This window comes from Acinetobacter sp. YH12039 (assembly GCF_013420015.1).
Taxonomy (GTDB): domain Bacteria; phylum Pseudomonadota; class Gammaproteobacteria; order Pseudomonadales; family Moraxellaceae; genus Acinetobacter; species Acinetobacter amyesii.
In genome coordinates, this window is record NZ_VOZA01000044.1 from 1 (window position 1) to 22,710 (window position 22,710).

A 22,710-nucleotide genomic window follows, 5' to 3' on the forward strand; every position below is an offset into this window, starting at 1 on the left:
TGTTCCACTTTAGATATTTGTTTAAGATGAGATGTAACTCATTGAAATGTGTCATCATATTCGTCGTCAGAAAACAAGTATTATGCCATTATTTCAATGAGTTATCTTTTTTTGTCGTGTACAAAGGTAAATTTGTTATGAAAGATGTGGCGCACATGGCTTTAAAGTAGGCAGGAATGCTGCTATAAACCACAGCAGTACAACGCTTTTTTGATTTGTAACCATAATATAAAATTCGACACTTAGACCATGAAATTAACCCAATCCAAGATATGGTTATGCTTGTTTTTACCCATATCTAGCACGTTTAGCACTGCTTATGCAGCGCCCTCCTCATCTTATTTTGATGCCAGTAAAAATAGAATTCAGCAGCTATTCGCACCGCAATCTGCAACTGCAAACCAAGTCAACTTGCAGCAGTTTAAGCAATTTCCATTAGATATTCAGTCGCTACAAGAACTGTTGCCTGTAGTGACTAGCACGGTTCAAAATACTGGACATTCCACAACAAATGCCGCAACGGTCGGATATGTAGCCGAACTAGGCTTACAAGATGCCATTCAACAAGCGCTACAACGCCGCCCTGAAATTACCCGCAGTATTGCCACTTTGGCAGGGCAAGCCGCCAATATCGATGCAGCCAAGGCACAGTATTATCCACAAATTTCTGGGGGCATCAGCACTGCTGACTTAACCACAGGTGAACGGGGTAGACAACTTTACAGCCTATCGGCAACCCAAGTCCTGTATGACTTTGGCAAAATTAAAAGTACGGTCAATATTGAACAAGCCAAATTATTACAAGAACAGGCCAATGTGCTCGTGAGTATTGATGATATTGCCTATCAAACCGCCAATGCCATTGTTAATGTGAACCGCTATCAAGAATTGGTTAAAATTGCTCAGCAGCAAATACAAGGACTGGGACGAATTGCGGAAATCGCCAATTTACGGGCTAAAGCGGGGATCAGCAGTCAAGCCGACCCCATACAAGCACAGTCCAATGTTGAGGCAGCACAGTCAAATTTATTGATGCAACAGACCCAACTGCACCAGTATCAACAAAAACTGCGAACATTATTGGGTTATGACGTCAATCGGATTCAATTTGATATTCCCGATGCGGTGATTCGTCAAGCAGGCTTGTACCAAGAACCTGATTTCGTGCAAATTCCACAAATGATGTCAGCACAAGCAGCCGTACAAGTGGCGCAATTTCAAAAGCAAGAAACTAAACTGAGCAGCTATCCTAGCATTCAGGTTAAAGGCAGTTTAAGCCAAGCCTTAAATGGTAAAAACCCCAACAATAATAAAGATGATGGAATGTATAGCTCGGTTATGCTTGAAGCCAATAGTAACTTTTTTCAAGGCGGGGCAACCCGTTCTCGACTGCGGGCAGCCAGTTATGCCGAAGAAGCGGCAAAAGCAGAAGTTCAAACGGTGTATTTGGATGTGTTAGACCAAGTACGTTTGATCCGAGAACAAGTGGAAAATAAACAACAGCAAATGCAAGTATTAACCTTACGTAAGCAAACGACCGCACGCACCAAAGAACTGTACCAAGAACAATATAAATTAGGCACACGTACTGTGGTGGACTTATTAAACTCCGAACAAGCTATTCATAGTGTTGCTCAAGATATTGAAAATGCACGCTATGACATCTATGCAGGTTTGGTGCAATACCTTTATATCACTGGTCGCTCTCGTGATGTGTACCATCTTAACCATCTTTCGATTCAAGGATTTGAAATTCAGCCATGAGTACGACTATTCACTATCAACCTTGGCTGCAAGCCGTTTTAACAATTGCCAAACATTATCGCATTGAAGCTTCGGAAGAGCGTTTACGTTTACAACTGGACTGGAACCCGAACCCATCTAGCGATGAGTTGGTGACTCTGATGGGGCGGCAAATTGGCCTACAGGTCAGAGCCAGTGCCTTTAGTCCCGAAATCTTAAACCCTTGGCGTTTACCTGTGCTCATTGCCATGCACGATGGGCAGGTCGGGGTGTTAGATAAACTCGATGCCGCAGGCAATGCCAGCGTACAATTTAGCGGTGACCAAGGCTTGGCACAAGTGCTCACGCTGCAACAACTGCAACACAGCATACAACAGGTCTATATTTTACGCCCTGAAAAATCGATCCCCGATGTGCGGATTGATGAATATGTCAAACCCTACGAGTCGAGCTGGTTTTGGTCAATTGTCCTGCGGGATTGGAAACGCTATATCGATGTCATGTTTGCCTCTTTAATGGCCAATATTTTGGCTTTGGCGACGGTTTTATTTTCCATGAACGTCTATGATCGGGTGATTCCAGCCCAATCGATTCCGACCTTGTGGGTGTTGGCAGGTGGGGTATTGTTGGCGGCGATCTTTGAATTTAGCATCCGTGTCGCCCGTATTTATTTGTCGGATATTATTGGCAAACGGGCCGATTTGAAAATTTCAGATCGGGTCTTTGGTCATGCGCTACGCATTAAAAATAAAGAACGTCCCAAGTCCACAGGCACCTTTATTTCCCAAATTCGAGAACTGGAAGGCGTACGGGAATTGGTGACTTCGACCACCATTTCAGCGGTGGCCGATTTACCGTTTTTCTTATTGTTCTTGGGCATTTTTTGGTTAATTGGCGGCGATTTATTTTGGGTGATGTTGGCTGTGGTGCCGTTGATGATTTTACCAGGGATTTTGATTCAAAAACCGTTGGCGAAATTGGCTGCTGAAGGTATGCGCGAAGGGGCAATTCGTAATGCCACCTTGGTCGAAGCGGTACAGGGCATTGAAGATATTAAATTATTACGTGCCGAAGCACGCTTTCAAAACCAATGGAACCATATGAATGAAGTCTCGGCAGAGATTTCGATGCGTCAGCGCAAATTGGTGGGCGTGGTTGGCGCATGGACGCAAAAAGTCCAAGGCCTAACCTTTGCCATTGTGGTTTTGGTGGGCTGTTTTGCAGTCATGAAAGGCGATATGACCACGGGAGCCTTGGTGGCCTGTTCGATTTTATCCTCTCGGATGCTGGGGCCGATTGCCCAAATTTCGGGGGTGCTGGGACGTTTGCAACAAGCCAAAGTGGCCAAAACCAGTTTGGATGAATTGATGAAAAAACCTGTCGATCAGGCGGAACATGCCCATCTGATTCATCGTGCAGCTTTGCACGGTCAGTATGAGCTCAGCCAAACCCTATTTAAATATGCCGAAGATGATGCGCAAGCGACTTTGGCAATTCAAAAACTCGAGATTCGTGCAGGGGAAAAAATTGCAATTTTAGGTCGCAATGGCGCAGGGAAATCGACCCTGTTACAACTGTTGGCAGGCATGCAAGAACCTGTACAAGGCAAAATTAAACTGGATGGGGTGGATTTGGGTTTAATTGACCCTGCCGATGTGCGTCGTGATATGGGCTTGCTCAATCAAAATGCCCATTTATTTTTTGGAACGGTGCGGGAAAATCTTAAATTGGGCGCACCTTTGGCCACAGATCAAGACATTTTAACGGTCTTGAAAATGACAGGGGCTTTGGATTTTGTGTTGGCGAAAAAAGAAGGTTTAGATCATCAGGTCTTGGAAGGTGGAGCAGGTTTTTCGGGCGGACAACGTCAGGCTTTACTCTTGTCACGGCTGTTATTACGTCAGCCGAATATTGTGCTGCTCGATGAACCGACCGCAGCCTTGGATGATGTCACTGAAAAACAATTGATTGATCATTTACACACGTGGCTGGGGCAAAAAACCTTGGTGATTGCCACCCACCGTCGTGCAGTGCTGGAATTGGTGGATCGTATTATTGTGTTACAAGACGGAAAAATTGTGATGGATGGCAGTAAACAACAGATCTTGCAGCAGTCAGTTTCCAATCAGGCGGAGGCAACAGCATGAGCCAGCAATCCTCGCAACCGAACAAAGTGACACACATTGAACCGCCTTTGCCAAGAGCCAGCTTATTTATTTGGATTATTGGCATAGGCTTGTTTGTGTTGTTGGCATGGGCGTGGTTATTCCAGCTTGAAGAAGTGTCCACAGGCACGGGAAAAGTGGTGCCTTCCTCTAAAGAACAAACTATTCAGTCACTTGAAGGCGGGATTTTAACCAAGCTCAATGTGCAAGAAGGACAAATTGTACAACAGGGGCAGGTGTTGGCACAGCTTGATCCGACCCGTTTGGCCTCCAATGTGGGTGAGTCGGCATCATTATTATTGGCCTCGCAAGCCACGGCTGCACGGTTGCGTGCCGAAGTGAATGGTACAGCACTGCATTTTCCTGCCGAAGTCTTAAAAGATCCCGCATTGGTACGTGAAGAAACCGCATTGTATCAATCTCGTCGTTTTAATTTAGAGGAGTCTTTGGCGGGTTTGCAGCAGGCTTTGCTGTTGGTACAGCAAGAGCTGGGCATGACCGAACCATTGGTGGCCAAAGGTGCAGCCAGTGAAGTGGAAGTGTTACGCTTAAAACGCCAAGCCAATGAACTGCGGAATCAAATGAACGATGTCCGTAACCAATATTTGGTCAAAGCCCGTGAAGAATTGGCCAAAGCCAATACCGACATTGAAACGCAAGGACAAATTGTGAAGGGTAAGTCGGACAGCCTGAGCCGTACCGTCTTTAAGTCACCTGTACGCGGGATTGTCAAAGAAATTAATGTCATGACCTTAGGTGGGGTAGTGGCACAAAATGGCAAGCTGATGACTTTGGTACCGCTGGATGAAAAACTGCTGATCGAAGCGCGGATTTCACCACGAGATATTGCCTTTATTCACCCAGGTCAGGAAGCATTGGTTAAAGTCACCGCCTATGACTATTCCATTTATGGCGGACTCAAAGGTAAAGTCACGGTGATTTCACCCGACACCATTCGGGATGAGGTCAAGCAAGACCAGTTTTATTATCGGGTCTATATTCAAACCAACAGCGATAAACTGAACAATAAAGCAGGGCAGCAGTTTAGTATTACCCCAGGTATGGTGGCCACAGTGGATATTAAAACGGGTCAGAAAAGCGTGTTAGATTATCTGATTAAACCGTTTAATAAAGCGCAAGAGGCGTTAAGAGAGCGTTAAGATTTTGGTTTAAATCAGGTTTTTAGTAATACTTATTGGCTATTTGTTTAAGCTTTGAGGTTTGCTTAGTTTTTACCCGAGTGTTCGAAATTGCATTGAACTGCAAGCACAGTCTGTAATAGAAATGAACAATGAGCGCCACAGGCGCTCATTTTTATCACTTGGAGCGTAAAACCTCGTGGTTCAGCACGAGGATATAAGCGACTGGCGTAAGCCATACGACATGGAATGTCGTATTAAATATCTTTGTTGTTCATTACTTAAAATATTATTGTTAAAATAAGCACATGAAAACACTTAAACTCCGCATAAAAGACAAACACGCAAAGGTGCTGATTAAATTAGCATCTGAGGTGAACTTTGTTTGGAATTATGTGAATGATTTAAGTTTTAAGCACCTAAAAAGAAAAGGTGAATTTCTATCTGCATTTGATATTGCTCAATACACCAAAGGCGCATCTAAAGAGTGTAGTTTGCACAGCCAAACCATTCAGGCTGTCACCGAAGAATTAGTCACACGCAGAAAGCAGTTTAAGAAAGCCAAACTCAAATGGCGTGTTAGCAACAAGAAGTCAGCAAGAAAATCACTTGGATGGATACCGTTTAAGAAAGTAGCGATCAAATACGCTGATGGATATGTTCAATATGATAAACATCAATTCAAGCTATGGGATAGCTATGGATTAAGCAAATATGCTGTTAGAACTGGTTCATTTGTTGAGGACAGCCGTGGGCGTTGGTACGTGTGCCTTGTGGTCGATTCATCGAATCAAGAAAAACCAACAGCAACCAAAGCCATAGGTATTGATCTAGGTTTAAAAGATACTGCAACCTGTTCTGATGGTACGGTTATTTCAAACCCCAAGTTCTATCGCCAATACGAAAAGAAATTAGGTATTGCTCAACGAGCAAGGAATAAAAAACGTGTACGTGCATTACACGCCAAGATTGCAAATTGCCGTAAAGACCATTTGCATAAGGCAAGTACATTACTTGTTAAAAATAATGCACTCATAATTGTAGGTAACTTAAGTGCCAAAAAGCTTGTAAAAACTAAAATGGCAAAGTCTGTTTTAGATACAGGGTTTTCAGCACTAAAAACAATGCTCAAGTATAAATGCGAGAACGCAGGGGTAATGTTTAAAGAAGTCAATGAAGCCTATACCACCCAAATCTGTTCGTGCTGCGGTGAGATCACCTCAAGTAGTCCGAGAGGTAGGACAGGTCTTGGAATAAGAGAATGGTCATGTGAGTGTGGTGTCACTCACGATAGGGACTTAAATAGTGCCATGAACATTCTTGCGCTTGGGCATAAGCGTCTAGCTGTAGGAATCACCTCCGTTTAAGGGAGGTGAGGATGTCAAGGCTGTTTTTGCAGTTAAAAGCTGCGGGAGAGACCGAAGAACAATGAGGTCTGATGCGCTTGATCAATTAAAGGGCTGTTTGAAACTTTGGATGGCAAAATCTTATGGGTCACCACCGCACTGCTACGCCAGTTGGCATTGATGTTATAACTCGCGCCAAGCGAAACGTGAGGAATCACCACGCTCTCTGGACGATATTGAGTGACACCTTTGGCCACTTCAGTATCTAAGGTACCATAATAATTCGCTCGATCATCCGATAACCACGTTGCGCCAATATTCGGAATGATGCTGAGTTGCGGGGTTAAGCGCCAAAAATATTGATAATTCAGTTTTGCGGCCGCCGTATCACTGGCATTACCGATATCGGTGAGCACTTGAGTCGAGAGGACACCGTATTGACCTTTCCACATTCATTCTAAGCCAGCATCTGCACTCATCTGCCGATCTTCAAGTTGTTCTCTGCTTAAATTGTGCTTGGCTAGTTTGGCACGATTCAAATCATTTACCTCTAAAACATCCAGATTGGCGCTTAAAATTGCACTGATGTTAAATGCCTGATCTTGATGTAAATGCATACCACGGCGACTGGACTTGAGTCAAGAGTATCTGGCTGTACCTTGACGCAGAATCAACAAGGAAACCGAGGGATCACGGGGGTGTAATTCGATCACAGATTGGATGAAATCATATGAAGAATAGATTTTCTCAGACTGGACTGACCTTAATTGAGCTGATAATTACGATTGCCATTCTAAGTTTGCTGTTGATGATGGGGAGCAGCAGTCTGAGACAGCGTTGATTATAGTGCAAAAGAGAGCTCGAAGAAGAGTTTAACGGATTGGTCTGAATGAGACTACTTGCACCACTTGGGTTTCGATCGGTGCAAGCGATAGGTGATCTAAACGAGTCGCAAACACAACAGCATATTTCCAAGTGCTCATGTATAAATACAAAACCACAGAAAAATATATTTGAGTATTTGTCTTGGTTTATATTTCAAGTTATAAATAGAGAAATAAATGTTATATTTTGTCACTATTTATTATATAATTGTGTGTATAATCACAAGGGTAGATATAACATAATTTCTAACTTGCTTAAAAAAGGGTACACGTCATGGCTAAAATTCCTTTAGAAAATTTGCATGAAATTGATGGTTATGTGGCAGCGGCACTGGTAGACAGTGAAAGTGGACTGGCACTTGCAGCACAGGGCAATGGTTCCATTGACCTAGAGCTTGCGGCAGCAGGCAATACAGAGGTACTTCGTGCAAAGCGCAAAGTGGTGAAGTCATTAAATTTGAATGACTCTATTGAAGATTTTTTGATTACGCTGGGTAAGCAATATCATTTAATCCGTCCATTGGACTCTAACGATGCTTTATTTTTATATTTAGTCTTAGACCGCAGCAAAGCCAATTTAGCGATGGCTCGACATGAGCTGAAACGCTTTGAAAAAGAATTAGATTTTTCTTAATACACAGAAGAAGGTTGTTGAGTTTCAACAACCTTCTTCGCTGTCTTTTTTGTATACAGGTGCTAAACGCATATGATTCCTTCTGTGTATATTTCGATATTTGGTTTGGGATTGTCCACTGTTACTGATTTAAAAAATGCCATTACCGCTAAATTGGCACAGAATTTTCAAGTGAATTGGACACATATTGCGGATAAAAAGCTACAAATTTTATTATTACATGAAGATTTCGCACATATGAGTCAACTTCAAGAAGATAACTCTAATTTGCGGATCTTAAAACTCAACAAAAATAAGCAATGGGCGGGTCAGATTGTCAATGATGTCCTATACTTGCCCTTATCTTCAACGCATGCTTTATCTACATGGTTAAGCCAATTTATTATGACCAGCGCTGTTGCCCCAGCCGTTGAAACAGCTGTTAAAGTACAGATGCCGCAACACAAGCTGAGTCATCACAGCATTTCTAAGGCATTTAACTGTATTTATCAGGATTATGCCAATCTCAATAAATTTATTATTCAAAGTAATGGGCAGGTATTGTCCTTTTTTGATATTCAAAGCAATGAATTTTATTCCAATACCCAACTCAATATTCATGAGATGACGGAATTGGAAGTGCTTCCCGCAGATTTAAATAGTATTGTACGGTTTAAAAAACAATTTAAAGCACGTGATTTAAAGCATGGTATTTGGCAATTTGTTTGGGATCATCTTGCGGATGATGTGCCAGAATTTCCTTTCGCATATCGGCTATCGACTTGGCCTCAGCCTTTACATCAGTCACAGCGAAATGTGCTATTAAAAATGTCGGCTTATTTTAGTCAGGGGCATACGGTGGACTATGTACAGCAACAGATGCAGGTCGGCACGCCGCTCATTCATCGTTATTTATTTGCTTGTCGTATTGCACAAATGTTGACAGAAATTCCAGTCGAGGAACATTCTACAACGCATCACTTGGCAACAGTATCTCCGCCTGCGCAGACTGGCGCAGTCCGTGGTTTTTTGAGTAAATTACGTAAAAAACTTGGCTTATAATGGAACGATAATGATTTTACAACAACATAAAATTGTGTTTGCGGGAACGATGGGGGCGGGGAAAAGTGAAGCCATCAAATCGTTATCGAGTATAGAGGTGTTGGCTACCGAAGCCATCAATACCGACACCGAAGCCAATAGCAAAATGTTCACTACCGTTGGCATCGATTATGGTGAATTGGTTTTAGAGGATGGTACCAAAGTCGGTTTATATGGAACTCCTGGGCAGGAGCGATTTGATTTTATTTGGAATATGATCTGCAAAGGTGCTTTGGGCATTATTATTTTAATTGATCATAGTATTGAACAACCGATTGAGCATTTAAATTTTTATTTAAATTCTTTTAAAGCCATGAGTGACAATATTGTGATTGGCATCACCCACCTTGACCAAAAAACAGCGCACACGACAGCCATTTATCGTGAATGGGAAGAACAGGGGGGGCATCAAGGTTTACCTTTATTTTTTATTGATGCACGTCAAAAAGACGATGTGTTATTGCTGGTTGAAGCATTAATTGCTCATGCCGAAGTTTATTTAGAGAGTTAAAATATGCACAGCAATGAACTCAAACGTACAGCACCAGATGAACTGATTGCTTTCTCACGTCAACATATGAATGCTGTTTTGAGCAATGTTTCAGGGGTGGATTTTGTCATGCTCTGTTCGGCAGATGGTTTTGAATTGGCTTCGGTCTATAAGAAAAACCGTAGCAATCTGGGTAAACTTGCAGCGGTCAGTAGTTCCATTTTGGCGATGGTACAGGCTTTTGTCAGTGAAATAGATTTACACGACTGTCAAAATATTACTTTAGATGCCGTCAATGGCAAAGCGATTCTAACGGCCATTCCGCATCCTGCATACCCTATGGTGATGGTGGTGTTAAGCTCTAAAGATGTGTTGCTGGGGCAGTTATTGTATTCAATCAAAAAAACAGTACAAAGTATTCAGCAACAACCCTTGCATGCTGTCGTGCATTCCTTAGTATAAGCCGATGAATACACCCTTCTTTTTTGAAAACCTCACTAAAGATTTAGAGAACTATCAACGCGCTATTGATGCACACTCTATAGTCGCGATTACCGATGCACGTGGCGTCATTACCCATGTCAATGATAAGTTTTGTGATATTTCCCAATATAGTTATGCCGAACTGATGGGGGGCACGCATAAAATTATTAACTCGGGCTACCACTCTCGACTTTTTTTCAAAAAATTATGGAAAACCATTGCGAGCGGGAACATTTGGCAAGGCGAAATTTGCAATCGTGCAAAAGATGGTTCTGTGTACTGGGTTGATACAACGATTGTCCCCTTAACCGACAGTACAGGGAGCTTAAAGTATTATATTTCTATCTGTACCGATATTACCCAACTGAAAAATGCCGAAGCTCAAGCACGTTATATGGCTTTGCATGATGAGTTGACTGGCCTGCCCAATCGACATTTCATGAAAGAATATTTAGCTGCCGTGATAGAAAGCAATGGCTTAAATCAGGCCTATGGCGCACTTTTGATGTTGGATTTGGATCATTTTAAAAATATTAATGATGCTTTTGGACATGATGTAGGGGATGATTTGCTGAAAGTGCTCTCTATTCGACTGAGCCAGCATATACATCCGCAAAATATGGTGGTGCGCTTAGGAGGGGATGAATTTTTAATTATCTTGTCAGAGCTTAGTTCTATTGAAGAGGATGCCCGCAGAGAAGTTAGAGATATCGCAGAATATATTCACAAGGAGTGCAGCCGTCCTTTTTTGTTAAATGGCAAACTTACGCATACCAGTGTCAGTATGGGAATTGCCATGTTTTGCAATAATACATTGCAAGCGCATGAATTACTTAAACATGCAGATATGGCACTTTATGAAGTGAAAAGAATGGGGCGAAATGACATCCTGTTTTTTGATGCGAGTATTGAACAACGGATTTTAGTTGAACAGAGCTTGCTGTCCGATTTTCGTCTGGCGCTGAAGCGCAATGAGCTGCAACTTTTTTATCAAGTATTGGTCGACGCCGAACAAAATATTAAAGGCTATGAAGCTTTATTAAGATGGCAGCACCCCGTACATGGTTTAATGCTGCCTGAGCGGTTTATGCATCTGATTGAAAAGACCGAGCTGATACATACAGTCGGGTATCAGGTTTTAGAACTTGCCTGTCAGCAATTGCTTGCTTGGCATCAACAGGATGAGGCATCGCATTGGGTGATTGCAGTCAATGTTAGTGCTGAACAATTTAAGAACCATCATTTTGAAAAAAATGTAGTTGAGATTATTGAAAAATATGCTGTAAACCCAGCACTCTTGCGTTTTGAGCTGACTGAAAGCATGTTTTATGCCGACCTTAACCAGTCCATTAAAACGATGCAAACTTTAATTGAGTTTGGCATTCAGTTTTCGATGGATGATTTTGGTACGGGGTATTCATCCCTCAGTTATCTTCGACTCTTGCCATTGGATCAATTAAAAATTGACCGTTCATTTATGGCGGGCATGCTGTCTAATCCTGAAGATCTAGCGGTGATTAAAACGATAATCGCGTTAGCTAAAATTTTAGGATTGACGGTTGTGGCTGAAGGTATAGAGTCTGAAGCGCAATTTTTGCTTTTAAAGGAAAGTGGTTGCTATCTGTTTCAAGGCTACTATTTTGGTTATCCGAGTAAATTTTAACTATATTAGGTTTCATCGTGGAACGGCTTTGTTGCACAAAGATTTGAAATACAAAGCCCCCTAATTGAGCCAAATTTAAGGCGTAACTTGGGTAAGTGGTCGACCTAATTCCGTAAATCTGTTGAGGACTGCTACACGTGCATGAATTTCATTGACTTGGCTATCAAATTTTCTTGCACTGAGTTTATCCCCCAATAATTTGATGCAATGCATCTTAGTTTCGACCAAACTTCGGCAATGATAGCCGGACCATTTTTTCCATAATGTTCTGCCTAAACGTTTAACTGTTCGAAGTAATTCATTTCGTGCTAGCGAGCTGATCTTTGTATCTTTCCATGGTTTCGCATTTTTTCTAGGTGGAATCACCGCATGCGCTTGCCGATCTGCAATGACCTGACGGCATTGCTTGGTGTCATAAGCTCCATCGGTATAAACAGAGTCAATCTGCTCATCTTGTGGAATCTGATCGAGTAAATCACCAAGCACTTGTGAATCACTCACATTATTTGTAGTGAGTTGAATAGCGCGTATTTGAAGGGTTTCAGCATCTATACCAATATGAAGTTTACGCCATTGGCGACGATATTCAGGTCCATGTTTCTTGCGTTTCCATTCGCCCTCACCTAGAAACTTCATGCCTGTAGAGTCTATGAGTAGATGCAGCCCATCGCTACTTTTTTGGTAGCTGATTGCAATATCAATATGCTTTTGTCTTCTACAAAGCGTACTGTAATCTGGTGCGGTCCAATTTAATCCACAAAGTTTAATCAGACTTTGCACACAGCCAGTGACCATACGTAAAGATAGACGGAATAAGGATTTAATCATTAAGCAGCATTGGATAGCTGCGTCGGAGTAGGTTTGATTTCGCCCTTGTTTGCCTTTTGATGGAGCATACCATTGCGTAGCAGGATCAAACCAAATGGCAATATTTCCGCGACTCATGAGTGCTCGGTTATATGCGGGCCAATTGGTTGTGCAATAGATTTTGTGTGTAGGCTTCTTCATTTGAAAATTATATCGCTGAAAAAGCCTTTACAGATAGGTTTGTGCAACAAAGCCATGCAGAGCAGCCTATGTTCAAGTTTTTTGCATCTAACGCTCACGATGCTCAATCATGGATTGCAAGATTTAACGCGATTATTAATGGATAAAAGAGAACCGATTGAGCTAATCTTTTGGTTATGTTCCTTCACTTTCAAGCGAAAGCCATTTCCATGACTTTCGTTTTTTCAGTTATTTGTACGTATCATAAGAACTAGAAATATATTCTAAAAAAGCTGTGCATTAAATATGAAACACAATCATCAGGTACATCAATAGTTTGAAAATGCCGAGAGCGTTCGTATCTTTACATTTGAAAGAAAACTTAATTTGTGTTTCATTCTCATCTACTTTGAAGTTCTCTGTTTTTAATTTCAAATCCTGCAATGTATTTTTGAGCTGTTCCTTGCTCCGGTGAGAAAGCTCGAGATGAAGATATTTTTTTGGAAACAGTTTATTGATAAAAGACAGAAACTTTTTCAGCTGACGCTTTTCATTCAGTTTAAAAGTGAACTGAGCCGAATTTGGCTGAACTTTCTCAAGATAGATTGAGTAGATAGTGTTGAGCTGTTTCCGATATTGACTATATGTATTTACATAACGTTGTTGGACATAGTGAATGATTTGTTTTTCTTCCTTATTTGTTGGCAGCATAGTTACTAATGCATCTGGTGATTTTCTTAAAAAGTCCGTGGTAAACAGCCGGGAAGATTTCTTCTGATTGACACAGGAGGTTTTTAAATGCATCGCTCTAGCACGTAATTTTTGTGCTATTTGCAAAGGAATCGCTTCAGGTAACATCAGGTCTTCCTCTTTTTCTACTGCAAGAATGTGATGCAATAGTTCAAAAGTCATCTCTGAGTCATGAGCTCCTGGCATCAGTGAATCAGGCGATTTCTGTTGTTCTGGTTGATATTGATGATCATGTTGCCTGTAACGGTCTTTAGTGAGTTGATCAAATAAAAACTGTCTAATTGCGCGTTGTTGAACTGGATATTTAACAGCATCATCATGTTTTAGAATATTGAAATAAGCTTCTTTAGGGAGCGGGTTTTCTATTTCATTCAGTTGGTATGTGCTTGCCAGATGTATGAAATGCAGATAACTGGAGCAGGTGGTTTCTGGAGTGAGATGACCGGCAAAATGAGAAAGAGCATACCAAGTCTGTTGAGTATTTCTGTTTCGCAGTAAAGCATAACGGATGCGTAATTGCTCATGTGGGCTATAGTCAGTAAATGCATCTGCAAGTGTTGAGTTTTTTAAAATCAGGTAAAGATGATTAAATGCAGAATGGCGCAGACTATGATAAGTAAAATTGTGTTCTCCAAAAACTGGTTGGATCAATTGTTTAAATAGGGAATTCACTTCATTTTCATGAGTTTCTTCTAAGGACTGTTTTAAAAATAGCGGTTGTGCAACTGATTTTCCTTGTTCTTTTAGCAGACGTTTTCTATTCTGACTGTATGTTTTAAATGCATGTAATTCGTCGGCTTTAAGTAGATGATGCAGTGGAATTTTGCGGTAAGCTGAGTAGCTTTTTTGATTTTTATTGCGATTGTTGCGAATGGTGAGTATCACTGCATCTTCACTAATAAATAGATCACGTACGAAGATATTCAATGTTTCATTGATCCGTAGTCCGACTCTGAACCCTAGAATAAAAATCAGTTTAAATATATTTTTATCCTGAATCGAAATATCTTGAGTATTTTCGAGCTGCTCTAGCACGTGGTGAAAAATATGGGGCGAGATCAATGCGGTTCTGCAGATTTTTACCTGGATTAAATTATCTAGATCGATAGTAGGTGCTTTAAAAAATAAGGACTGTTTGTGATGAAACTCCTGTAGACGTTTTTGTAAAGTCGCTCTAGTTGTTTCTTTCTTTAATAAAAGTATTTCTCCATACAGATCTTCAAAATCAGCATCTGAAAATGATGAAATATCTTTGTCTTGCGTTGCCTGTAGCCAATGGACTGCAAACTGTGAAAACATGGTATTTAGAGAACTCTGCTTAATTGGCTGAAAATCTGCTCGTATAAGCTTGCGCTCAAATCGTTGCTGTTTTTGGATAATATGATTGAGACGGTCCAGTTGTGGCTCCATTAATTTTGAGCGCAGAATAGTCCATAGCAGTAAACGCTCCAAGGCTGGAGGTTGTTCCTTGGCATATAATTCTATGAGTCGATCGCTATAGTTTTTTGCACGAATAGCTTGACGTATTTCTACTAAAGCATCAGCTATATCCATTGAAATATTGGTTATAGAGGGAGCCTGATGGTTTTCACAAGTATTCTCAATCTTATTGTTATTAGGATGAGCTTGTTCAACCTGAACAAAATAAGCTGCTAATTGTTTTTCGAGAGGACTGGAACTGTAAATTTCATTTTTTAAGATACAAATGGACATTTGATCCAGTCCGCTGTTTTTCAGGAACTGTGTATAGTAAAAACCGTATTTTAACAGGTCTTTACAACGCACCTTTTCCTCGGGGAAGCATTCAATAATACAAGCGTTAATCAGATGCTCTGCATCTTCAATATCCGAAAATAAATCAAATTTTTGATGTTTTAGTCTGTAGATCCAGCATTTCACAATATCGTGTAGCACAAACGTTTTTGTATAACTGACTGAAAAATCAGGGTCATTTATACGCTGATTTCCGAAATGCCGGTTCGGGATCTCAAGTGAAACAATATGATTCAGGTTTAAAAAACTTTGAAATTTTTTTGTTTTTAAAATGGTTTTTAAAAAAAATTGCAGTTCGGCATGGTTATAAATGCCATTAAATAATATTGAGCTGATTAAACAGAAGCTAAGTGATTGGGTGGGACTGAAGTCATTATGTTCTGTCCAGTGAGCAATCAAATTTTTGGCAAATTGAGTCACCCTTTTACCATGTTTTAAAGTCTCAATATTTTGCTGGGGTGGGGGGCTTTCATGACGAACAGGTGTTGCAGGAACAGGGTAGTTTTGATTTGATAAACGATTAAATCGCTTGATATATCTCGCGAATTCTAAGCGGGCTATTTTATGACTACGAGTATTAGATTTGTACTTTTCCAAAAGTCTATTATCGACTTGTCTATATACATCGGAATAGTTTTCAGGTGTAAGCTCTAGGCATTTCTCACTAAATAATTTAAGAAGAAATTCCTTATTTTTTATAAGTTTTTTTTGTCGTTTTAGGGAGTGTGGATGTCTGTTCATTTAATCATGATCCCGTTGAATGTCGACATACTTTTAAGCTCTAATATTTCAATTAGCTTATCTTGTGCTGTTCTGATTTGGTCATAATCAGTCGCCTGAAAAGCTGAATAGCGGTCAAACAGTCCCTGCATTGCTTCGTCGTGACCAAAGATGCCTTTAACTACATCTTCATTGCAGTATTGTGCAAAAAAATAACGAGTAAAGTGGCGGGTCCAGTTGAGCTGAAGGGCTATTTCTGTACAGTATTTTTGAATATCAGAAAGTTCTAAATTTCGGATATATCCCTCAGGCTCGAAACATAAAAGAAAGGGACGCTTACCATCAAAAATTTATAACAATTATATAAAGTCTTTATTTTATGTAGTGTAACTTAAAGTAGGGTGAGGTACTTTGGTTTTTGGTCACTAAAATTATTGTGATAATCAACAATAATAACCGACACATACATACTGAATCTAAGGGGGTTTTACTGATTGGTATAATTTGGTGTTGAGGCTATACGATCTGGAATTACGATTTCTATTTTGCCTTTTGGCGTAAGACGTATAAATATAGCCTTTCTACTTTCTTATCTAAAAATTCATCTTTGTTGCACTTCGACTGATAATCTAAGCCGCTAAACTTTTATTCATCATCTTCCGCAAACATTGTTTCAATTTCATCCCACTGCGGAAATTTATACTTCTTTTTATCCACTTCAAATTGCAGGCCTACTGCATTAAGTACACATTCAAATATGCTAAATGAGCCTGTAAAGTGGCCATTTTCTATCTCTGAAATTGTTGTTTTATTGATGTTCGTTTTTTCTGAAAGATTTTTCTGTGTATAGCCCAGAGCTTTTCTTGCCAAACGTATTTCTTTACCTATTTCTTCTCTTGTAGCCATATCAATTTTAACCTTAGAAATTTGTTTGCTATATAGCGAACTTTTTATAAATTATGGCAAATATTCGCTATATAGCAAACTTTTTTATAGTGATTTTTGAATATTATTGAATTAATAAGGTTCGATTTTGCCTTAAATTATTTGAATGGGGCTCATATGTGTATAGTATTTTCAATACTTTTTAGAATTAGGCTAACCTGTCTCTTGATGCAAAATCAATAATTACTTGGACATCTATTCTTGTTTTATCTGGACATTTTTTTCTGCTTTAGGGTTAAATGAAACTACACAAAGATGTGGAACTTTGATTAAAGAACAGGCGTGGAACGTGAAAAATCACAAAAAAGCCGTTCCAGTGCGCTGAACCCTGGAACGGCTTTGACTAAGATATTGATTCTTATAGGAAAATTTCAAGAATTTCGTATAAGGTGTATTATGTTAATTTTAGGAAAACTTACAGAATGTATAATTTAAAGATTATGGTTTGGGTGATCCTTATTTTAGTAATCTTATGGGGAATACAATGGATGTTTCATGGCTTTCCAACAGGAAATTAAAGCCATACATTGATGATTTCGTATAATCCGTATTATATTAATTTTAGAGAAGTTTAAATAAAAACTATTTTCATTGATGAATAAAAAATAAAAGCTATAGTTCCTTACTTATAGGTAACTATAGGAATAAATATATGGCGAAAATATTTCATCCTCTTCCAGAGATGATTGAGTTTGTAGATGCTACATGTGGTGAATATGCTCATCCAGATGGAACTAAATATCGAGTTGCCATTGGTAATGAAATATGGGATAGCGGTAACCCACTCGTATTGAAAATACAAATAGTTTATAAAGATACAGGATTACAAGGTCGTAGAAGTCCCTCATTTCCTTTAGGATATGATGATTTTGAAAGAGTAAACTTAGCTGTAAATAGATTGCTAAAAAAGGCTCAAGATCAAGGGTTAAAATTTCGCATGTAACTTACTTTACTTGTTGTATCTTATTTTGGGGAAAAAATGAAAAAACTGCTTTTGGCTTTAGGTTTAGTTATGAATATCGAAATATACTTGAGCAATATGGTTTTCAAGGTTCAATGAGCAAGCGCGGAGACTGTTACGATAATGCACCGATTGAAAGCTTTTGGGGAATACTGAAAAATGAGTTAGTGCATCATTACAACTATCAAACCAGAGAAGAAGCCAAAGCAGATATTATAAAATACATTGAGTTATTTTATAATCATCGAAGAATTCAAAAGGGTTTGGGTTTTAAGACACCAAATCAAATGGCCGAAGACTTTTATAAGTTGGCTGCCTAGAATCTCCCAAGGGAAAGTCTCCTGATAATTCAGCGTATATCAAAGCTATTGGTAAGGCGGCAAAAGAAGTTGGAGGGAAAGTTTTAGGAAAAGAAGCTACAGGTGTTTTAGGTAGTCGCCATAATCAAATGAATCAGCCCAAGAATCCAAGTTATCAGCCAGTTCGGAATAATCCTACCAATATCGATGGTCGTAATTATTCCGGGCATGCTCTTGATAGGATGCAGGATAGAGGTATCATGCCATCAGTTGTAAAAGATACGATTAAAAACGGCTCTCAAACAGTAGGTACAAAATCTACCACTAACCATTATAGTCCAGCAAATAATGTCACAGTGGTAACTAATAAACGAGGCGATGTGGTTACAGTATCGCATGGGAAAATTGATGGTAAGGGAAAATAAAATGAATGAACTTTTAGAATTTGTACAGAACTATTCGAGACCCACAGAAACTCATTACCACTATGCTGAATTTACGAAAAATGTTGAAAATATTTACGATGGTTTTAAAGATAATTTCCCTATAGAAATGCAGGAGCAATTAGGTACTTTAATTTTCGATATGGAAGTAATAAATGGGTTAGCTTTATGCGATTGGGATTTAGCTAACAGACCAACTGAATGGAATGATTGGAATACTGATTATAAAGAAGATGCTGATAATTTAAAGAAACAACTTGTGAGTATCTTAACTGGGGTACAAAAAGAATATATAAGAATTTTAGACTAATTTTCTCTCCATTTAACATAATGGCTGTTATACGAAATCAAAATTGTAACTCCAAAATAGAAATGTCCGGTTTCTCCAAAGTAAAAATGTCCGCTTTTAGAATATGCACTTTTGCGATTTCCTTAGCGGACGGTTTGATATGTTGGTGTCTATGTCGGATAAAGAACTTAAACGATTGTCGGTCTTGCAGGAAATCTGCGATCAACGCATAACTCAATCCCAGGCTGCTCAGCTACTTCATATTTCAGAACGTCAGATCAGACGCTTACTGCAGAAATACAAAGCCCAAGGTCCAGTTGCATTAGCCCATGCCAGTCGTGGTCAACCGGGTCATCGTCGTCATGATGACTTGTTAAAATCAAAGTGCCTTTCCATTATTTCTGAACATCTGCTGGGCTTTGGTCCCACCTTGGCGCATGAGAAGCTCAACAGCATGTTTGACCTGAATATCCCTGTAGAAACGCTTCGGCGCTGGATGACGGCCAATGACCTGTGGATTCCGCGATCCAAGCGCCTGAAGCGTCCATATCAGCCACGTTATAACCGGGATTGCTTCGGTGAACTGATCCAAATTGATGGCTCATATCATGACTGGTTTGAAGGTCGAGCTGCAAAATGCTGCTTGTTGGTTTATATCGATGATGCCACTGGAAAGCTGTTGCATCTGCGCTTTTGTGAGGCTGAAACGACCTTTGACTACATGCTTTCAACCCGAGCCTACATTGAACAATACGGCAAACCTCTAGCCTTTTATAGTGACAAGCATTCGGTATTCAGAGTTAATCAGAAATCCAGGCAAGACAGCCAGATTACGCAATTTGGGCGGATTCTGAATAATTTGAACATCGATATTATCTTTGCCAACTCACCCCAAGCCAAAGGTCGTGTGGAACGTGCCAACAGAACCCTTCAGGACCGTCTGATCAAAGAGCTGCGCCTGGAAGACATCGGTTCGATTGCAGAGGCCAATATATGGTTACCCTGCTTTATTGAGCAGTTCAATCAGAAGTTCGCCAAATGTGCGCGAAACTCAAAGAACCTGCATCGGCCATTAACCGAATCTGATCTTGAACTGGATGATATTTTTACCTGGCAGGAACCGCGTAAGGTCACCAAGAATCTGACCCTGACCTATGACAAGTGTATTTATATGCTTGAACCGACAGAGCTGAATCATAAGCTTGTTGGGCAATACATTTCATTTCTGGAGTACCCGGATGGTACTGTGGCAATCATGCATGAAGGACGGAAGATCAACTATAGCGTCTTCAATAAACTGGCTGGACTACAGCAGAATGAAGTGGTTGAGAATAAAAGATTAGGTTCGGTCCTGGCCCATATCCAGCAGCAACATGAGGAATTGGAGAAACAGAATAAACGTTCCCGTCTCAAGAAAAGTATGCCAAGTCGTAAAGCTCAGAAAGCTGTTGTTGAACAAAGAAACTTAAATCCTGTGCTTGACTCTTGTGGTTAAAAACAGGACATTTTAAATGGTTTATCGCATAGACATTTTAATTGGTGAATAACAGCTTTTTAAAATATCCTTGTTTTTCAATAACTTAAAAATTATCACTCACCCCAAAAAACAGCAAAAAACCGACTTGGAAACAAGTCGGTTTCTTTTTAAGCAATTTTGATACTTCTTGCCAATAAAATTGATCAATATTTAATCAATTTGTCATTTTTCTCTGCGTTATCAAGACAGCGCTGGCTTAAATTATCCCCAATTTCTGCGGACAACTCTTGGGATAAAAATCCACCAATTTTGTACGCCTGAGCGCACATGTATTTAGGGGTTTTGCGGATATTCACAATCCCTTGTATTCAATATCATGAAGTCATAAGAGAACAGGACGTTCCGCAGAATAAAAATAAATAATCGCACAAGGATCGGCGGTACGACAGGAGTCATGCCAAGCGAACCAATACGAAAAAGCCCGACAGGATGTCGGGCTTTTTTACATTCTATGTTCAGTGACAGGTTTAAAGTAAACTACGATGAATTACATATAAATTATTCAGAATGAAATCTTTATCAAAAGAAAAGGTCCTCGATTTTTTTTCATTAATGGCTGTTTTAATTCTGATTGTCTCTTGGTTACTTCCTGTATTCGATGGCATGAAAGGATACGAACTTTTTGTATATTCATTTTTCTTACAATTTTTAATATTTCCCATTATTTTAGTTTTTCCAATTTGGGCAAATTTATCACTCGTTTTTACATATTTTTTATTAGATGAAAATGATCCCAAGGCATTTCGTTGGAGCTGTATAACTTTAGCAATGATGTGCTATGGTCTTGTCACTATTTTGGTTATAGATGGCAAGAACAGCCAACCAGTTCTATTCGGTGCTTATGTTTGGGTACTCTCAGGAATTTTAATTTGTATCTGTGCTTACCTTAAAGTGAAAAAAATATCTAAAAATCATTGATCTTTGACAAGTGTCAAAGAGTGTAAGCCCAAAATAGAAATGTCCGGTTTCTCCAAAGTAAAAATGTCCGCTTTTAGAATATGCGCTTTTGCAATTTCCTTAGCGGACGGTTTGATATGTTGGTGTCTATGTCGGATAAAGAACTTAAACGATTGTCGGTCTTGCAAGAAATCTGTGATCAACGTATAACTCAATCCCAGGCTGCTCAGCTACTTCATATCTCAGAACGTCACATCAGACGCTTACTGCAGAAATACAAAGCTCAAGGTCCCGCTGCATTAGCCCATGCCGGTCGTGGCCAAATCAGCAATTCTAAACTTCCTGAAGAACTCAGACTTAAGTGTCTCAATATTGTTTCAGATCAACTTTATGGTTTCGGACCCACTTTAGCGCATGAAAAGCTCACCACCGTGCATGGATTCGATCTTTCAGTAGAAACCCTGCGTTCCTGGATGATTGCAGCCGATTTATGGATCCCTCGCTGCAAGCGCCTGAAACGACCATATCAGCCTCGTTATAACCGAGATTGTTATGGTGAATTGATCCAAATTGATGGCTCACACCATGATTGGTTTGAAGGTCGAGCACCTAAATGCTGTCTGCTAGTATTCATCGATGATGCCACAGGAAAATTGCAGCATTTACGCTTCTGTGCGTCAGAGTCAGCCTTTGACTATATGATTTCGACACGTTTATATATCGAACAGCATGGTAAGCCATTGGCATTTTACAGTGACAAACATTCAGTTTTTAGGGTGAATCAAAGTAGCAAGAAAGACACCAAGATTACCCAGTTTGGACGTGTTCTGAGCACTCTCAATATCGATATCATTTTCGCTAACTCCCCTCAAGCCAAAGGTCGTGTAGAACGAGCGAATAGAACACTTCAGGATCGTCTGATTAAGGAGATGCGTCTAGAAGGCATAGTTCAATTGCAGATGCCAATAAGTGGCTGCCGTGCTTTATTGAGCAATTTAATCGTAAATTCGCCAAGATGGCTTTTAATCCCAAGGATCTACATCGGCCTATCGCTGAAACAGCCGAAGAATTAGATGATGTTTTTACCTGGCGTGAACCCCGCAGGGTCACGAACAGCTTGACGATTACTTATGATAAATGCGTATATATCTTGGAAAACAGCGAAGAAAATCAAAGATTGGGCGGCAAGTATCTTGAGTTCCTGGAATATCCGGATGGTACTGTAGCCATTGAATATCAGGGAAGAAAAATCAATTACAGCATCTTTGATAAATTAAGTCAGTTAGAGATGGATCCGGAAATTTGAACAACTCCTATAAGTGATACTCTGCTGCTCAAATGATGTTATAAACATTAATATATGGAGTATTTTATGGCACGTAGACCAAGAAGAAATCATTCAAATGATTTTAAAGCTAAGGTAGCACTTGCTGCGATTAAAGCAGAAAAAACACTTGCTGAATTGAGTGCTGAATTTGATGT

The 22,710-nt window shown here is 39.9% G+C and carries 20 protein-coding genes and 4 pseudogenes; 18 read left to right on the forward strand and 6 right to left on the reverse strand.

Going from position 1 to position 22,710, the window contains the following annotated elements; genetic code table 11:
* The first annotated feature begins 249 nt into the window (after positions 1-249).
* The 4 genes from FTT98_RS14255 to FTT98_RS14270 all read left to right on the forward strand — a co-directional run bounded on the left by FTT98_RS14255 (position 250) and on the right by FTT98_RS14270 (position 6,414).
* Positions 250-1,764 carry a TolC family outer membrane protein gene (locus FTT98_RS14255; protein ID WP_180041772.1) on the forward strand — a complete coding sequence of 505 codons (1,515 nt, stop codon included), beginning with the start codon at positions 250-252 and terminating at the stop codon, positions 1,762-1,764.
* On the forward strand, positions 1,761-3,890 hold the full coding sequence (locus FTT98_RS14260; protein ID WP_180041770.1) for a type I secretion system permease/ATPase: 2,130 nt from the start codon (positions 1,761-1,763) through the stop codon (positions 3,888-3,890). The genes FTT98_RS14255 and FTT98_RS14260 overlap by 4 nt, the downstream gene beginning before the upstream one ends.
* A complete protein-coding gene (locus FTT98_RS14265; RefSeq protein WP_180177491.1) occupies positions 3,887-5,068 on the forward strand; it encodes an HlyD family type I secretion periplasmic adaptor subunit in 1,182 nt (393 codons plus the stop codon). The genes FTT98_RS14260 and FTT98_RS14265 overlap by 4 nt, the downstream gene beginning before the upstream one ends.
* Before the next feature lie 287 nt (positions 5,069-5,355).
* Complete coding sequence (locus FTT98_RS14270; protein WP_180177492.1) at positions 5,356-6,414, forward strand: RNA-guided endonuclease TnpB family protein; 1,059 nt, start codon at positions 5,356-5,358, stop codon at positions 6,412-6,414.
* Between the two features lie 32 nt (positions 6,415-6,446).
* Here the strand turns inward: FTT98_RS14270 and FTT98_RS14275 are convergent, their stop codons facing one another.
* Positions 6,447-6,845 carry a MipA/OmpV family protein gene (locus FTT98_RS14275; protein WP_180177493.1) on the reverse strand — a complete coding sequence of 133 codons (399 nt, stop codon included), beginning with the start codon at positions 6,843-6,845 and terminating at the stop codon, positions 6,447-6,449.
* The gene (locus tag FTT98_RS14280) at positions 6,846-7,010 is read right to left on the reverse strand and encodes a hypothetical protein (protein WP_180177494.1); all 165 of its coding nucleotides are present in this window, start codon (positions 7,008-7,010) and stop codon (positions 6,846-6,848) included.
* A 113-nt stretch (positions 7,011-7,123) separates the two neighbouring features.
* Between FTT98_RS14280 and FTT98_RS18360 the strand changes: the two genes are divergently transcribed.
* The 6 genes from FTT98_RS18360 to FTT98_RS14310 all read left to right on the forward strand — a co-directional run bounded on the left by FTT98_RS18360 (position 7,124) and on the right by FTT98_RS14310 (position 11,627).
* Entirely contained in the window at positions 7,124-7,234 is a 111-nt protein-coding gene (locus FTT98_RS18360; RefSeq protein ID WP_180177495.1) for a prepilin-type N-terminal cleavage/methylation domain-containing protein, read from the forward strand.
* Positions 7,235-7,551: 317 nt separating this feature from the next.
* Positions 7,552-7,911, forward strand: coding sequence for a roadblock/LC7 domain-containing protein (locus FTT98_RS14290; RefSeq protein ID WP_180041760.1), 360 nt, complete (start codon positions 7,552-7,554; stop codon positions 7,909-7,911).
* A 111-nt stretch (positions 7,912-8,022) separates the two neighbouring features.
* Positions 8,023-8,952, forward strand: coding sequence for a hypothetical protein (locus tag FTT98_RS14295; protein ID WP_180177496.1), 930 nt, complete (start codon positions 8,023-8,025; stop codon positions 8,950-8,952).
* A gap of 10 nt (positions 8,953-8,962) precedes the next feature.
* Positions 8,963-9,502, forward strand: a complete 540-nt coding sequence (locus tag FTT98_RS14300) for an ATP/GTP-binding protein (protein WP_180041756.1) — start codon at positions 8,963-8,965, stop codon at positions 9,500-9,502.
* 3 nt (positions 9,503-9,505) lie between these two features.
* Positions 9,506-9,943, forward strand: coding sequence for a roadblock/LC7 domain-containing protein (locus FTT98_RS14305; protein WP_180177497.1), 438 nt, complete (start codon positions 9,506-9,508; stop codon positions 9,941-9,943).
* 4 nt (positions 9,944-9,947) lie between these two features.
* Positions 9,948-11,627, forward strand: coding sequence for a bifunctional diguanylate cyclase/phosphodiesterase (locus FTT98_RS14310; RefSeq protein ID WP_180177498.1), 1,680 nt, complete (start codon positions 9,948-9,950; stop codon positions 11,625-11,627).
* A 75-nt stretch (positions 11,628-11,702) separates the two neighbouring features.
* On the opposite strand, the gene FTT98_RS14315 is transcribed toward FTT98_RS14310, so the two are convergent.
* The 4 genes and pseudogenes from FTT98_RS14315 to FTT98_RS14325 all read right to left on the reverse strand — a co-directional run bounded on the left by FTT98_RS14315 (position 11,703) and on the right by FTT98_RS14325 (position 16,763).
* Positions 11,703-12,635, reverse strand: a complete 933-nt coding sequence (locus FTT98_RS14315; RefSeq protein ID WP_180177499.1) for an IS5 family transposase — start codon at positions 12,633-12,635, stop codon at positions 11,703-11,705.
* A 279-nt stretch (positions 12,636-12,914) separates the two neighbouring features.
* On the reverse strand, positions 12,915-15,878 hold the full coding sequence (locus FTT98_RS14320; RefSeq protein ID WP_180177500.1) for a site-specific integrase: 2,964 nt from the start codon (positions 15,876-15,878) through the stop codon (positions 12,915-12,917).
* Positions 15,875-16,207 (reverse strand): annotated as a pseudogene (locus FTT98_RS18160) (hypothetical protein); the annotation flags it as partial. The gene FTT98_RS14320 and the pseudogene FTT98_RS18160, both read right to left, overlap by 4 nt.
* Positions 16,208-16,502: 295 nt before the next feature.
* On the reverse strand, positions 16,503-16,763 hold the full coding sequence (locus FTT98_RS14325) for a helix-turn-helix domain-containing protein (RefSeq protein WP_180024772.1): 261 nt from the start codon (positions 16,761-16,763) through the stop codon (positions 16,503-16,505).
* A gap of 691 nt (positions 16,764-17,454) precedes the next feature.
* Here FTT98_RS14325 and FTT98_RS14330 point away from each other — a divergent pair.
* The 8 genes and pseudogenes from FTT98_RS14330 to FTT98_RS18365 form a co-directional block, all read left to right on the forward strand.
* Positions 17,455-17,745, forward strand: coding sequence for a hypothetical protein (locus FTT98_RS14330; protein WP_180044485.1), 291 nt, complete (start codon positions 17,455-17,457; stop codon positions 17,743-17,745).
* A gap of 65 nt (positions 17,746-17,810) precedes the next feature.
* Positions 17,811-18,083, forward strand: a pseudogene (locus FTT98_RS14335) (IS3 family transposase); the annotation flags it as partial.
* Positions 18,084-18,211: 128 nt separating this feature from the next.
* A complete protein-coding gene (locus tag FTT98_RS14340) occupies positions 18,212-18,487 on the forward strand; it encodes a DUF4258 domain-containing protein (protein ID WP_180022349.1) in 276 nt (91 codons plus the stop codon).
* A 1-nt stretch (position 18,488) separates the two neighbouring features.
* Positions 18,489-18,815, forward strand: a complete 327-nt coding sequence (locus FTT98_RS14345; protein WP_180022336.1) for a hypothetical protein — start codon at positions 18,489-18,491, stop codon at positions 18,813-18,815.
* Between the two features lie 139 nt (positions 18,816-18,954).
* Positions 18,955-20,289: an ISNCY family transposase gene (locus FTT98_RS14350; RefSeq protein WP_180042381.1), complete on the forward strand. Its 1,335-nt coding sequence runs from the start codon at positions 18,955-18,957 to the stop codon at positions 20,287-20,289.
* 549 nt (positions 20,290-20,838) lie between these two features.
* Positions 20,839-21,249, forward strand: coding sequence for a hypothetical protein (locus FTT98_RS14355; protein WP_180027338.1), 411 nt, complete (start codon positions 20,839-20,841; stop codon positions 21,247-21,249).
* A 128-nt stretch (positions 21,250-21,377) separates the two neighbouring features.
* Positions 21,378-22,513, forward strand: a pseudogene (locus tag FTT98_RS14360) (ISNCY family transposase); the annotation flags it as partial.
* Between the two features lie 75 nt (positions 22,514-22,588).
* Positions 22,589-22,710 (forward strand): annotated as a pseudogene (locus tag FTT98_RS18365) (IS3 family transposase); the annotation flags it as partial.

Bases quoted from the DNA above. Each gene is read 5' to 3' on its own strand.
- FTT98_RS14275 (WP_180177493.1), bottom strand. From the start codon at position 6,845: ATGTGGAAAGGTCAATACGGTGTCCTCTCGACTCAAGTGCTCACCGAT.
- FTT98_RS14265 (WP_180177491.1), top strand. From the start codon at position 3,887: ATGAGCCAGCAATCCTCGCAACCGAACAAAGTGACACACATTGAACCG.
- FTT98_RS14330 (WP_180044485.1), top strand. From the start codon at position 17,455: ATGGCGAAAATATTTCATCCTCTTCCAGAGATGATTGAGTTTGTAGAT.
- FTT98_RS14255 (WP_180041772.1), top strand. From the start codon at position 250: ATGAAATTAACCCAATCCAAGATATGGTTATGCTTGTTTTTACCCATA.
- FTT98_RS14260 (WP_180041770.1), top strand. From the start codon at position 1,761: ATGAGTACGACTATTCACTATCAACCTTGGCTGCAAGCCGTTTTAACA.
- FTT98_RS14320 (WP_180177500.1), bottom strand. From the start codon at position 15,878: ATGAACAGACATCCACACTCCCTAAAACGACAAAAAAAACTTATAAAA.
- FTT98_RS14350 (WP_180042381.1), top strand. From the start codon at position 18,955: ATGTTGGTGTCTATGTCGGATAAAGAACTTAAACGATTGTCGGTCTTG.
- FTT98_RS14270 (WP_180177492.1), top strand. From the start codon at position 5,356: ATGAAAACACTTAAACTCCGCATAAAAGACAAACACGCAAAGGTGCTG.
- FTT98_RS14280 (WP_180177494.1), bottom strand. From the start codon at position 7,010: ATGCATTTACATCAAGATCAGGCATTTAACATCAGTGCAATTTTAAGC.
- FTT98_RS14305 (WP_180177497.1), top strand. From the start codon at position 9,506: ATGCACAGCAATGAACTCAAACGTACAGCACCAGATGAACTGATTGCT.
- FTT98_RS14340 (WP_180022349.1), top strand. From the start codon at position 18,212: ATGAATCAGCCCAAGAATCCAAGTTATCAGCCAGTTCGGAATAATCCT.
- FTT98_RS14290 (WP_180041760.1), top strand. From the start codon at position 7,552: ATGGCTAAAATTCCTTTAGAAAATTTGCATGAAATTGATGGTTATGTG.
- FTT98_RS14300 (WP_180041756.1), top strand. From the start codon at position 8,963: ATGATTTTACAACAACATAAAATTGTGTTTGCGGGAACGATGGGGGCG.
- FTT98_RS14325 (WP_180024772.1), bottom strand. From the start codon at position 16,763: ATGGCTACAAGAGAAGAAATAGGTAAAGAAATACGTTTGGCAAGAAAA.
- FTT98_RS14310 (WP_180177498.1), top strand. From the start codon at position 9,948: ATGAATACACCCTTCTTTTTTGAAAACCTCACTAAAGATTTAGAGAAC.
- FTT98_RS14345 (WP_180022336.1), top strand. From the start codon at position 18,489: ATGAATGAACTTTTAGAATTTGTACAGAACTATTCGAGACCCACAGAA.
- FTT98_RS14355 (WP_180027338.1), top strand. From the start codon at position 20,839: ATGAAATCTTTATCAAAAGAAAAGGTCCTCGATTTTTTTTCATTAATG.
- FTT98_RS14315 (WP_180177499.1), bottom strand. From the start codon at position 12,635: ATGAAGAAGCCTACACACAAAATCTATTGCACAACCAATTGGCCCGCA.
- FTT98_RS18360 (WP_180177495.1), top strand. From the start codon at position 7,124: ATGAAGAATAGATTTTCTCAGACTGGACTGACCTTAATTGAGCTGATA.